Source organism: Myxococcus dinghuensis, from assembly GCF_024198235.1.
GTDB classification, from domain to species: domain Bacteria; phylum Myxococcota; class Myxococcia; order Myxococcales; family Myxococcaceae; genus Myxococcus; species Myxococcus dinghuensis.
Map to the genome: position 1 here is coordinate 75,774 of NZ_JAKCFB010000020.1, position 11,798 is coordinate 87,571.

An 11,798-nucleotide genomic window follows, 5' to 3' on the forward strand; every position below is an offset into this window, starting at 1 on the left:
GGTGTGCTGGACGTGACGCTGGACTTGATGGACGCCCGCCGCGCGTCAGGTGCCGGCCCCCGGTCGCTCCACGCGCGCCATCAACCCGGTCAGCCCGTCGAACGTGGCGTTGCCTACCTGGTGAAGGCCGAACCCCCAGAGGAACGCGGTCATCCCCGCCCCGAATCCACCCCAGGTGGGTGAGAAGACGTTCAGGAGCTGGAGTCCCAGCACCACGGCGATGACCGTGAGCAACGCCAACACGCCCAGCTCCACGACCCACATGAACCTCGGCGCCGGCAGGGGCATCCCGTCCAGCAACGCGTCCGAGTCCTCCGTCGCCGCCGCGGGCGCCTCCTCCGGCAGGGAGGGCAGACTGCCCCCCGTCGGCGCGCTCGCGACGGGTGTCCCGTCCGTCGCGTCACCCGAGGTCGCGGCCGTGGAGAAGGACTCCAGCCCGGCATGGCTCGCGGCCATGCGCGGCGGGCTCGGGTAGGCCTCGAGCAGCGCCCGCGCCGCCGCCACCTTCCGCGCGGCGTCCGTCGGAGACTCCACGGCCGACGCCACCGCCTCGTTCAGCAGCGCGTCGAGGGCCGCCAGCTCCGCGCGCGCCTCCGGCGTGGTCGCCTCCGCGCGCTTCTCCGCCACGGCCTCGCGCAGCGCGGCGACGTCGTCGTTCACCTGCCCCACCTGCGCCGCCTGGAACGCGTCCCGCGCCTCCCGGTACTTCGCCGAGGCCAGGTGCGGCGCCTCCGAGCCCAGGCTCGCCATCGCCTCGTGCAGCTTCGTGTCGACGCCGTCCAGCGCCGCCTTGCGCGCGTCCGACGTCACCTCCGCGCGGAACGCCGCGACCTCCCCGCGCAGCTCGAGGATGAGCCGGCGCACGTAGTGGGCATACGCGCCCCGGTACAGCACGAAGCCCTCGTCCACGCTCGTGTCGGCGCGGGTCCGGGCCTGCTCGAGCCGCTTCTTCACCTCCGTGGTCAGCTCCCGCCACTCGTCGAACGTGAAGCCTCGCGGCGTCCGGGGGGACGCGACGGCCACCGACAGCTCCGCGCACAGGATGTCGAAGTACGCCCGCCGGGCCTGCTCGAACTCCGCGCGCGCCGCCCCCAGCTCTCCCTTCGCGGCCCGGGCACGCACGGCCCGGACCTTCGGCAGGAGTTCGTAGCTGAGCCGGAAGCTCAGGGGGTCCTCGCCCAACTGCTGCGTCAGCGCCGTCACCTGCGTCTCCAGCTCCTGGAGCTTCACCCCCATCGCCGCCGTCGCCAGCGCCGTCACGTTTTGCGCGCGCACCGCCGTCACCAGCTCCGCCAGTCGCGTCGCCGGGGCCTCGCCCGCGCGCAGCACGTCCTCGGCCCCGGACAGCAGGGTGCGCACCGCCTCCGGCCGCAGCTCCTCGGGCAGCGCCTGGAGCTCCCGCGTCGCCGCGCCCCAGGCCGCGTAGAGCCGCAGCTCCGGTTCCACGCGCGCCAGCTCGGCGTCCCCCACGCGGATGCCTCGCACCGGCTTGCGAATCTCGAAGATGAGCGTGTCGACACGCGACACCAGCACCCGCCCCAGCTCCTGCGCCCCCGCCACCTGTCCGTTCGTCAGCACCACCGCGCGCTTGCGCAACGTCCGCGCCCGCGACAACCGCTGGGCCCGAGGCCGCAGGTTGCGCGAATACAGGCGCACGCCATACGAGCACACCGCCCCCAACGCGATGAGCAGCGCGCCCCACTGCCACGGCGTCCGCGCCCAGACGACGAAGCCCTGCTCCACCGCCGCGCCATGCGGGACGACGAGCCGCACCGTGCCCGTGTACTCCCCGGGCCCGTCCAGGCCGCGCAGGGACAACAACAGCGTCCCGCCACCATGCGGCGACACGTCGATGCTCCCGTCCCGCGCGGGCAGCTCCAGGTCCTTCCCATCCGGCCCCGCGCCCTCCAGCGCGAAGCGCGCACCCGTGAGCCGTGGCTGCACGGGCGCCGTGCCCAGGTCGGCCGTCTTCCGCTGGAGCGGCAGCAACTGGGGCACCGCCACCTTGCCCCCCACGCCCGCCGTCTCCTTGAACGCCAGCCGCACCGTGGCGTCCGCCGCGTCCCAGGAATCCCCCTGCGTCGCCAGCGCCGGCGCCGGCGCGACGAACTGCACCACCGGCACCGTCAACACCCGCGTCAGCGTGAGGGCCGTCGTCTCGCGTCCGTCCGCGTGCACCAGCACCACCTGCCCCGAGTAGTCCCCCGGGGCGGGCAGCTTCGCGGACAGCTCCAGGTGCAGCGACGCCCGCCGCGACACCGGCGCCGTGACACCGCCGTCCGCCGCCTCCACCACCTTCGCCGTCAGCGGCACCTGCGCGCCGTCACTGCCCTGCAACGGGTCCACGAGCACCGTCACGCCGCCCGCGAGCGCCTCCTCCACGCCCGCGTCCGGCGGTGGCGGAGGCGTCACCAGGTCCACGCGCAGCACGCCGTGGAACTCCTCCGCCGTCGTGCGCAGCTTCACCTCGTTGTTCGCCGTGGCCCCCGCCACGCGCAACCTCGACTCCGCACGCGCCGGGTTCCACGGCGCGACGGCGAGCAGCGCCAGCAACAGCCCGGGCACGAGGCCCCGGGCACGGGAGTCGGACGAGGAGGACATCCAGTGACGATAGCAGCCGGACTCCCCGCCTCCAGTTCGCGCCCGTCACTCCCAGCCGAGCACCTCCCGCACCTCCGGGGACAGACTCTCCCGGATGGTGTCCGTGGGGATGCCCTCGTTGTGCCCCATCTTGGACGGCATGCGCGGACCGCCGCTGTGGTGCAGCGCCACCAGCCGCAGGTCCTGGGTGAAGCACGGCGCGCCGGACGAGCCCGGGCTCGTCGACGTCCCATACGTCACCCGCGTGCGCGACGCGTTGACGCCCAGGAACTCGTCCACCGCCACGCTCATCGGCTGGCCCTCGGGGTGCTGGACGATGAGCGCCGGGGAGCCCGGGACGAAGGGCACCGGCTCGTCCGGCAGCTCCAGCCAGCCCCGGCGTTCGCCGTCCACCTTCTCCTCGCCCGGGGCGCCCTCCACCTGGAGGAAGGCATAGTCGAGCTCGTCCGGCGTGGCCTCGCGCGGGCGCGGGTGCATCAGGTCCGCGGGGCTGTACGTGCTGCGCGCGATGCAGCGCTTCACCACGTACTCCTTGCCCGGCTGGAGCAGCGTCCGGTCCGGCAACACCTTGTGGTCGAAGCGCACGCGCAGCGACTCCAGCAGCCGGTTCTCGATGACGTGGTAGTTGGTGACCACCACGTCGCGCGACACCAGGAAGCCCGTGCCCAGCGACGCGCCCACCACCGGCTCCACCCGGCAGACGCGCCGCTCGATGGCCGCCAGCCGTCGCCGCCAACCCGCCGCGCCGCCGTCGCGCCACGCCGAGCCGACGATGCGCTCCAGGCTGCGCCACGGGATGCTGCGCTGCACGGACGCCAGGTAGCCTTGGAGGAAGCGGTGCAGCCTCGGGTGGCGCGGCTGCACGTTGTGCACCCCCGTCACCAGCTCCCGCGTCCAGCCCTCCGACTCCGCCCGGTGGATGAGCTTGGAGGCCCGCTCCTTCGGGCCCCCCGTCGGCACGAGCGCTTCCAGGTCCCGATGACAGCCGGACGCCAGCACCCGGCGCAGCTCCTCCACCGAGGGGAAGGCGCCCAACAGGGCCAGCAACAGCTCGTCTCGTTCCGCGCCGTCGAGCTCCATGCCGTCGAGCTCCATGGTGTCACCCGAGGAGGACCACTGACACTGACGAAGCCAGCCCCGGCCGCAGGACGCCCGCCGGGTTGCCCGCATTACCGTCGAGGAGCCGCCACCGACGCCATGACCATGCCCTGACGTGCAGGGTCCAGACGCCATTGAGCGGACACTCGGAGCAACCCCTCGCGTTTCCCAAGACACCCTCCTCGTGCCGAAGTCCCAGGGGACCCCGCCACTCAGCGCACCGCCCAGGTAGCGGGAGGTACGTAGGAGAGCATGCTCGGCTGGCCAATGCCCCGGAGGGTCGTGGCTCCTGTCTGGAACGCACCGGACAGCGTGGGGATGACGCGGAAGTTCGCCTGGAAGGCGTTCACCTCGTTCCGGGGTGGCACCTGCACCGTCAGCACGCCGTCCTGCGAGTCCCACGAAGACGCCGTGCCCGAGGACACCAGCGCGTCGAGGCTCACCGCGTCCACCTGCACGCCCGCGGGCAGCTCGTAGCGCAGCTCCAACGGCGTCTTCCAGGGCGCGACGGCGCGCACCCCCACCTCCACCGGCTGCCCCACCCGGGCCTCCGCGGGCACCTTCACCGCGAGCTCGAGCCCGTCGCGCGACTCCTGCTTCCAGGGGACGTACGCCGCCAGGGACAACCGGAAGCCCAGGCCGGGCACGGCGGGGTCCGCGGACACCGACCACGCGTGACGGCCCGCGGAGCCCGGCACCGCCGCCTCCAGCGACAGCACCTCGCGCAGGGCCTTCGCGTCATAGGTGCCCTCGGTGACGACCTGGCCGTCGCGCCGCAGCGACACGCGGACCTGGGCCGGCAGCGGATCCTTGAAGAGGACCCGCATCGCCCGCAGCGCCACGCGGTTGGCGTAACCGTCCCCCCAGCCCGTCACCGGGTCGTATCCGGCGAGCAGCGTGGTGCCCAGGTCGGCCATCGGCGCCTGGGGGTCGCCTTCCAGGGCCAGCACCGCCAGCGCCGTCGCCTCCAGCTCCGACGGCCTGCGCCCGTTCGCCCCCTGCACGCCCGCCGCCACGGGCAGGGCCACCGCGCCGCCCTCCCGCTTCTGGAGCGCCTCCCGCACCTGGACGCGCAAGGCGTCGCGCAGCGAGCCGGTCACCACGCCGCTCTCCAGCAGCGCCGCCGCCGTGTAGCCATCCGTCACGTGCGCGCGGTTGCGCTCCACCGCGCCCAAGGCCCGCGCGGAGAAGAGGGCCACGCGGCGCTTGCCGTCGGGCAGGTCCGACACCGCCAGCACCGCGCGCGCGCAGTCCGCCGTGGCCACCAGCACCCGCTGCAGGGACCAGCCGTCGCCCCCCGTGCACGTGCCATCCGGCCGCTGCGCGTTCGCCACCTGGAGCGAGAGCCGCTCCCCCAGGCGCGCCAGCACCGGATGGGACGGGTGCGCCAGCGCGCCCTCCGCCAGCAGCGCCGCCGTGGCGGTGTCCGGCGCACGCCCCAGCCGCAGCGCGCGCTGGGTGGCCTGAGACAACGCCACGCGCAGCTTCTCCGCGTCCACCAGCGCCGGGCCCTCCGGACGCGCGGGACGCGTGCCCGACGGGGCCAGGAGGGCGGACTTCAGCTCCTCGGCGGCCTGGGCCTCGCCCAGCGAGGCCAGCAGCTCCGGCGCGCGGCCGATGAGCGACAGCGCGTAGCTCACGTCCTCCAGGTCCGTCCGCGCGCCCGCGGAGACCAGCTCCGAGCGCAGCACGCCCAGGCCCCCGGGGTACACCTGGAGCCGCGCGCGCTCACTGCCGGGCACCGCCTCCGCGGGGCCCTGGAGCTCCAGCTCGCGCACGTCCGCGAGCGTCCCGCTCACCTGGCTCACCACCGGCCTGCCGGTGGGCCACACGTCCAGGGGGCGCGCCACCGCGTCCGCGTCTCCCAGCGCGGCGCGCACCACCACCGGCCCCGGGACCCGCGCACGCGCCGTCACGTACTCCACCACGCTGCCTCGCGCCGGCACGCGCACCGTGCGCGTCCCGCCCTCCAGCAAGAGGCCCGTGGCCTCCACCTTCAGCGGCGCCTCCACGGGCGCGTCCGTCGTGTTCACCACCTGCACCGGCAGGCGCACGGTGTCCCCCGCGCGGAGGAAGGGCGGCAGCACCGGGTCCACGTACGTGGGCAACGTGCCCGCGAAGCGCGCGACCGCCCCCGCCTGCGCGCCGGAGCGCGAGTGGGCCAGCGCCAGCACGCGCCAGGACGTCAGCCGGTCCGGCACGCGCACCGGCACCGCCGCGCTGCCCGACGCGTCCGTCACCACCAGGGGCTCGAAGAGGAAGGTCTCCGGGAACCAGGCCCGGCTCGGCGCCGCCTCCGGCGCCGGCTCCTTCGGCACCTCGCCCTGCCCCCACATGTTCCGGAGGGCGCTCTTCAGGTCGCCGCCCAGACCCGCCGAGCCGAAGACGGTGCTCCCGCCGCCCTTGGCGCCACCGGGCCCGCCACCGCCCACCATGACGGGCGCCGCGGCGGGCGGCGGTTGGACGGCCTTCGCCGACACCTCGTCCGACGCCTCCTCCCGCTCCGCCTGCGCCAGTCGCGCCATCGCGCCCGCGGAGCCTCCGGAGGACGCGGGCGAGCTCTGGACGAACAGCACCAGGCTCAGCGGCAGCAGGGCCCCGGCGACGAAACACACCACCCCCACGACGACCGTGCGCTTCATGGCGCCTCCCGAGCGACCCACGCGTTCCAGTTCTCCACGTCCTCCGGCAGCCGCGTGCCGTTGAAGACCACCGCGCGGGGGTCCGTCAGCGACAGCAGGTCCTGTGGCAGCCGCGACAGCCGCAGCTTCCGTCCGAAGGCGTCCGTCACCTTCTGCCCCCGCCCCGCGCAGGCCTCGAGCGCCTGCTCCCACAGCTTCGCCATGCCCTCCGGCGTCAGCGTCTCGCCCTCCGGGGCCTTCTCCTCCCACTCGCGCACCTTCCCGTGCAGCTCGCCGAGCACCGCGTAGAAGGGCTCGGTCAGCTCCGCGTCCGGGGAGAACTCCGTGGTGGCGCTCGCCGACGTCCAGGGCTCCCCGGCCTCGTGCAGGGGCACCTCGCTCACCCGCAGCAGCGCCGCGGCCGCCGCGTTGGCGCCCCGGATGCGTCCCATGGCCAGCGCCTGTCCGTCATGCACGCCGAACGCGGGGCGGCTCACCGTGGGCGCCGGGCGCACGCCGCCCAGGGCATCCGGGCCGAGCAGCGGCGCCAGTTGCTGGAGCGTCTCGTCCACGCCGAACAGGCCCACCGCCGCCGCGCCGGGCTTGCCGTCCACCTCCGTGCGCACCAGGAGCCGCGCCAGCGCGCCGGGCGCGTACGCGGGCTGCTCCGGCGACACCTCCACGGCGAGCCGGGCCCGCGGCGGCACGAAGACGCGGGCCACCGCGCCCTCCCAGCGCGCCTCCGCCCAGCCCTCGAAGTCCGCCGGCAGCTTGAAGCGCGCCGACGTGACGCCCTTGGCCAGCTTCTCCTTCAGCGCGCGGGGGCCGGCCTGGAGCACCAGCTCCCTGGGCAGCGCCCCCGAGAAGCCCGGGCCACGCATCAGGTCGATGCGCACCTCCTCGCCCGCGTTCGCCAGCACCGGCGTCGCGCGCAGCCGGGCGGGCGGCAGCGTCGCCGGGCGCAGCGTCAGCTTCGTATCGCCCACGTCCTTCCCGTCCACCCTCGCGGACACCCGCAGCTCGTAGCCCAGGAAGGTGGTGGCCGAGGGCGCGTCGAGCGAGCGGACGCTCCGGGCGGGATGCGCCGAGAAGCGCACCAGCCCCATCGCCTCGCCCTCGGCGGCCCCGGCCGCCCTCGGCGCCTCCGCGGCGCGCAGCCGGGAGAAGCGCTCCTGGAGGCAGGGCAGCGCCGCGACGAGCGCCGCGTCACCCGACTTCGGCGTGGGGACCCACGACGTCGACAGCTCGCCCCGCGCGCTCCGCCGCCACACGAGCGTCGCGGGGAACACCCCGGTCCGCTCCAGCCTCGACGGCAGGCAGGCGCGCGCGTCCAGCGCCGCGTCGCGCAGGACCGCCGACACGTGGCGCTCCTCGCCGAAGGCCTGCGTGGTGTCGAGCGACAACCCCGGCACCTCCATCGAGTTCAGGCTCAACCCCATCCGCAGCACCCGCTCCCCCGCCGACGGGAACGTCCGGGCGCGCAGGACGCCGGCGACACACGCGCCGAGCGGCTCCTCGCGCGTCACCACGTCCACCACCGCGCCCCCCGCGCCCGCGCGCAGGGCCACCTCCACGTCCTGGGTGCTCACGTTCTCGCTGACGAAGCGCGCGCACGTCACGAGCGACGGCAGCCAGCCCTCCAGCGCGACCAGGTCCTGGGCGGACACCTCCGCGCCCTGCCCGAGCAGGTCCCTCGCCCAGGACAGGCGCACCGGCGCCGGCGGCTTCACGGGCCGCACCGGCATGGGCGGCACCACCACGTTGACCGGCGGGCCGGGGTCCAGTTGGAAGGAGGCCACGCCGTCCTCGTCCGCCACCGCGCGCACGCCCTCGTCGCGCGGGTCCCACTCGCGCTTCACCCGGACCTCCGCGCCCGGCAGCACGCGGCCGTCCGGCGTCTGCGCGCGCAGGTACACGCGGTTGTTGAAGCCCTCCACCAGCCCGTCCTCCAGCTCCGTCACCGCGGACACCGCGAGCGCGTCCTCCGCGAGCAGCAGCCGCACCGCGCCCGTCACCCGGTCCCCCGCCGCGTCCCGCGCGGACACCACCGCGGAGAGCACGTTGGTGCCGCGCAGGTCCTGGGGCACCTGGGGCAGCTTCACCTTGAAGCGCCCCGCCGCGTCCGTGCGCGCGCGCTGGGGCAGGGCCCCCGCGGTCCACTCGGGGGGCGGCGGCCATGCGCCGCCCGTGCCCCACTCGAACCCCACCTCCGCGTCCGCCACCGGAGCGCCCGAGGCGTACACCACCCGCCCCTCCACCTCCGGCGAGTCCCCCGCGCGCCAGTAGGGCTTCACGCCCACCGCCTCCACGCTGAAGCGCGGCAGGGTGAAGGGCTCCACCTGGAACGAGGCGCTCGCCTGCGCGGCGCCGCTCACCCAGGACACCGTCCAGGTCCCCGTGGGCGAGCCCCGGTCCAGCGGCAGCGCGCCGGCCACGACGCCCCACGGCCCCGCCGGGGCCCGCTCCTCCAGCACCACCTCGCCCGACGGGTCCTTCACGAACCACGTCCCGGGGCGACCGTCGAGCGGCGACAGGTCCTTCGCCGCCAGCACCACCGCCCGGAAGCGCACCTCGTTGCCGGGCTCGTAGAGCGGCCGGTCCGTCAGCACGTGCACCGCCGCCCGCGCGTAGAGCGGCAGCACCGCGTCCACCGCGTCCTCGCCCAGCGACGTGTCCACCCGGGCGCGCAGGCGGTAGTCCCCGTCCGGCACCGCCGGCAGCCTCACGCGGGTCCGGAGCGCCCCGTCGTCGTCGCGCTTCCAGGAGGACGCCTCGTCGGGGGGCAGCGGCGTCTCCTTCCCTTCCGCGTCCACCAGGGACAGCGCCGCCGAGCCGCGCACCACCTCCCCCGTCATCACCACGTCCACGCCCCGCGCGGGCGCATGGGCCGTCACCCTGACGACGACGTCACCGGCGACCCCCCGCGCCAACGCCGGCGCCTCCACCGCCACCTGCTGCCGGAACTGGCCATCCGGGCACTGGGTGATGCGCACCCCGCGCAGCACCCGGGCCGACAAGCAGAAGTCCCAGGACGCGAGGACCCAGATGCCCACCAAGGGCAGCGCCAGCAGCGCGGCCACCTTCAGGCGCCGGCGAAAACCGTCTTTCATGCATTCTCCCCTGGAGAGGACTCTACGCCGGGAATGCGCCGCGCTCCCAGCCGGGGCCTTTCGACTCCGAGGGGCCGTGCGCGCTAGCGTGCGCCGCCGCATGGCCCCGCCGATCCCCAAGCCCCGCATCCCTCCAGACGCGCTGCCCGCCCGCCTGGAGACGCTCCTCGAGTCACTCACCGACAGGCACGTGGCGGACCGCCTCGTCCGCGTGCACCGCGCGGCGGCGGTGGCCATCGACCGGTTGGGGCACCTGAGCATCGCGAAGTACGAGCCCACCACGGTGGAGCCGGACGGCGGCGCGGACCTGGCGCTGTGGGAGACGATGGCGCCCGCCATCGGCGACACGCTGGTGGGCGTCAACCAGCTCGTCACCGCCATCCACAAGGAGTTCCCGCCCCCCGCCAAGCCCGCGGGGAACGGCGGCGAGGGCTGGGCGCCGCCCCCGGCCAGCTCCGACGAGCGGCTGGCGCAGGAGGTGGAGGCCGTGCTGCACGCCAGCGCGGAGCGGCTGTCGCGGCGCGTGTCGGAGCTGGGCCAGCAGATGCGACGCCCGGAGGTGGTGAGCGACCGCTGGACGCTGATGGCGGAGCTGCAGACGTTCCGCGCCGACTTCCGCGTGCGCATCGGCGACCTCGTGTACCTCACCGCGGCGGCCTTCGAGGACGTGCGCCGCGAGGACGTGGTGCCCGGCTACGTCCACCAGGTGGGCGCGCGCGCGGCCCTGCGCGCGGCGGCGGCGGACCTGCGCCGCTCCCTCCAGGGGAGGTTGGAGCGCGCGGCGAAGGCGGAGGCCACGTCGCGCCCCGCGCTCGCGCGGCAGGTGGCGGAGAGCGTGGCCGCGTTCGTCTCGCTCCCCGCCTCCGTCGCCCTGCGCACGCCCCAGAAGCACGCGGTGCTGAGCCTGCGCGCCCGCGCACAGGAGGAGGGCACCCGCGCCGAGCTGCCCCTGGACGCGCTCCCCGGGCTCGTCGAGCCGTTCCTCGCCTTCCTCGACGAGACGACGGAGGAGGTGACGCGCGCCTGGCTCACCGTGCACGACCGCAAGGTGTGGGCCTCGTGCGGCGCCAAGCTGGAGCAGGCGGAGATGCACCTGACGCTCGACTCGCCGGGCGCCGCGCGGGTGCTCGCGGACGCGGTGGACACGGCGGCGGCGCTCTACGGACGCTCGGTCCCCTTCGACGGCTTCCTGCGCAAGGCGCGGCAGGAGGCCGCCGAGGGCCTGGACGCGTCCGGCGCGCGAGGCCTGCTGGAGCGCTTCCGCGAGAAGCTCGCGGCGCTGCCCTTCAGCTAGTCCCCGCGCGCGGGGAAGGCCCTACTTGTTGGCGGCCGTGGACTCCGGCAGCGCCGGGACCTCGGGCTTCGCCGGCAGCACGCGCAGCTCGTTGAAGCGCTCCACCAGCGTGTTGGGCGTCATCTCCTCCTGCCACTGCTTCGGGTTGGTGTTCCACCCGAAGTCCGCCGGCACCTTGCCGCCCCCCTGGCTGCCGTAGCCGATCATGTCCGGGAACTGCGTGGACCAGCGACCCGAGGGGTCCGGCTCCTTCGTGATGTGCTGCCGGTTGGGCCGATGGAGGAAGGGCTTCGTCGCGTCACTCATGGCCCGAAGACTCCCCGAAACCCGCCCGCAAGGGTAGAGGGAAGCCACGGCGGCCCCGCCTGGAGGCTCGGAGGGCCCTCCCTGCCCCGGGGCTCAGGCCGCCCGGCGCGCCTTCCCCCGGCGCGGCGCGCGCACGGGTGGAAGCACCCGGGGGCCCATCTCGAACACCGCCGCGAAGAAGCGCGCCTGCGCCTCGCTCCGGTAGCGGTAGCAGCGCACCTCCCCCTCCCCGGTGAGCACCTCCACGCCCCAACCCCCGCGCGTCTCCCGCACCTCCACCCGCTGCACGCCACCCATGCCAGTCCCCTTCCCCACGCCACGTCCGGGCCGTGGGAAATCAATCCACGTGCCAACCCGTCCACGCCTCCGCCCGGGTTGCGGTGTCCGCCGCGCGTCAATCGACGACGAGGGCGGTAAGGATTGCAGGGATGGCCCGGTCGCTCGCCTGCTCGGCTCCAGGTGAGCATGGGTGCGCCAGCGCAGGGCCCGTCTCGCACCGCGAGGTCGCCTTGTGCCGCGCTCCGGCTGCGTTAACTCAAGGGCATGACCGAATTCGAGAGCAACATCGGCGAGCGGTTCGCCGAGTTCGTCCTGCCTGACGGTTGTGTGCTCTGCGGCGGAGCCGTGACGGTGCGGGCGAGTCCCGCTGGCGCGCACAGCTACTGCCCGAAGTGCCACTGGCTGTCCAAGCCGCGCATGCGCGTGAAGGAGACCGGCGTGGAGCTGTCCTTCGGCATGTCCGCGTCCGCGTAGCCCCCCGAAGAGCGG

The 11,798-nt window shown here is 75.0% G+C and carries 8 protein-coding genes; 2 read left to right on the top strand and 6 right to left on the bottom strand.

From position 1 onward, the window contains the following. Positions 1–45 precede the first annotated feature (45 nt). From LZ198_RS24870 to LZ198_RS24885, 4 genes are all read right to left on the bottom strand, one after another. The gene (locus LZ198_RS24870; protein ID WP_253974527.1) at positions 46–2,601 is read right to left on the bottom strand and encodes a hypothetical protein; all 2,556 of its coding nucleotides are present in this window, start codon (positions 2,599–2,601) and stop codon (positions 46–48) included. A 45-nt stretch (positions 2,602–2,646) separates the two neighbouring features. Next, positions 2,647–3,696 carry a trypsin-like peptidase domain-containing protein gene (locus tag LZ198_RS24875; protein ID WP_253974528.1) on the bottom strand — a complete coding sequence of 350 codons (1,050 nt, stop codon included), beginning with the start codon at positions 3,694–3,696 and terminating at the stop codon, positions 2,647–2,649. Positions 3,697–3,911: 215 nt separating this feature from the next. Next, a complete protein-coding gene (locus LZ198_RS24880; protein WP_253974529.1) occupies positions 3,912–6,341 on the bottom strand; it encodes an alpha-2-macroglobulin family protein in 2,430 nt (809 codons plus the stop codon). Next, positions 6,338–9,430 carry an MG2 domain-containing protein gene (locus tag LZ198_RS24885; RefSeq protein ID WP_253974530.1) on the bottom strand — a complete coding sequence of 1,031 codons (3,093 nt, stop codon included), beginning with the start codon at positions 9,428–9,430 and terminating at the stop codon, positions 6,338–6,340. Before LZ198_RS24885 ends, LZ198_RS24880 begins: the two co-directional genes overlap by 4 nt. Positions 9,431–9,530: 100 nt before the next feature. Here LZ198_RS24885 and LZ198_RS24890 point away from each other — a divergent pair, with 100 nt between their 5' ends. Then, positions 9,531–10,724 (top strand): hypothetical protein, encoded by a 1,194-nt coding sequence (locus tag LZ198_RS24890; protein WP_253974531.1) that lies wholly within the window; start codon positions 9,531–9,533, stop codon positions 10,722–10,724. A gap of 21 nt (positions 10,725–10,745) precedes the next feature. Here LZ198_RS24890 and LZ198_RS24895 read toward each other — a convergent pair whose 3' ends face one another. Both LZ198_RS24895 and LZ198_RS24900 read right to left on the bottom strand, forming a co-directional pair. Continuing rightward, complete coding sequence (locus LZ198_RS24895; RefSeq protein WP_253974532.1) at positions 10,746–11,030, bottom strand: hypothetical protein; 285 nt, start codon at positions 11,028–11,030, stop codon at positions 10,746–10,748. A 93-nt stretch (positions 11,031–11,123) separates the two neighbouring features. Beyond that, entirely contained in the window at positions 11,124–11,327 is a 204-nt protein-coding gene (locus tag LZ198_RS24900) for a hypothetical protein (protein ID WP_253974533.1), read from the bottom strand. A 246-nt stretch (positions 11,328–11,573) separates the two neighbouring features. Here LZ198_RS24900 and LZ198_RS24905 point away from each other — a divergent pair, with 246 nt between their 5' ends. Continuing rightward, positions 11,574–11,783 (top strand): hypothetical protein, encoded by a 210-nt coding sequence (locus LZ198_RS24905; RefSeq protein ID WP_253974534.1) that lies wholly within the window; start codon positions 11,574–11,576, stop codon positions 11,781–11,783. Positions 11,784–11,798 lie beyond the last annotated feature (15 nt).

Excerpts from the sequence above, each read along its gene's own strand:
- LZ198_RS24870 (WP_253974527.1), bottom strand. The coding sequence starts at position 2,601 with ATGTCCTCCTCGTCCGACTCCCGTGCCCGGGGCCTCGTGCCCGGGCTG.
- LZ198_RS24875 (WP_253974528.1), bottom strand. The coding sequence starts at position 3,696 with ATGGAGCTCGACGGCATGGAGCTCGACGGCGCGGAACGAGACGAGCTG.
- LZ198_RS24880 (WP_253974529.1), bottom strand. The coding sequence starts at position 6,341 with ATGAAGCGCACGGTCGTCGTGGGGGTGGTGTGTTTCGTCGCCGGGGCC.
- LZ198_RS24885 (WP_253974530.1), bottom strand. The coding sequence starts at position 9,430 with ATGAAAGACGGTTTTCGCCGGCGCCTGAAGGTGGCCGCGCTGCTGGCG.
- LZ198_RS24890 (WP_253974531.1), top strand. The coding sequence starts at position 9,531 with ATGGCCCCGCCGATCCCCAAGCCCCGCATCCCTCCAGACGCGCTGCCC.
- LZ198_RS24895 (WP_253974532.1), bottom strand. The coding sequence starts at position 11,030 with ATGAGTGACGCGACGAAGCCCTTCCTCCATCGGCCCAACCGGCAGCAC.
- LZ198_RS24900 (WP_253974533.1), bottom strand. The coding sequence starts at position 11,327 with ATGGGTGGCGTGCAGCGGGTGGAGGTGCGGGAGACGCGCGGGGGTTGG.
- LZ198_RS24905 (WP_253974534.1), top strand. The coding sequence starts at position 11,574 with ATGACCGAATTCGAGAGCAACATCGGCGAGCGGTTCGCCGAGTTCGTC.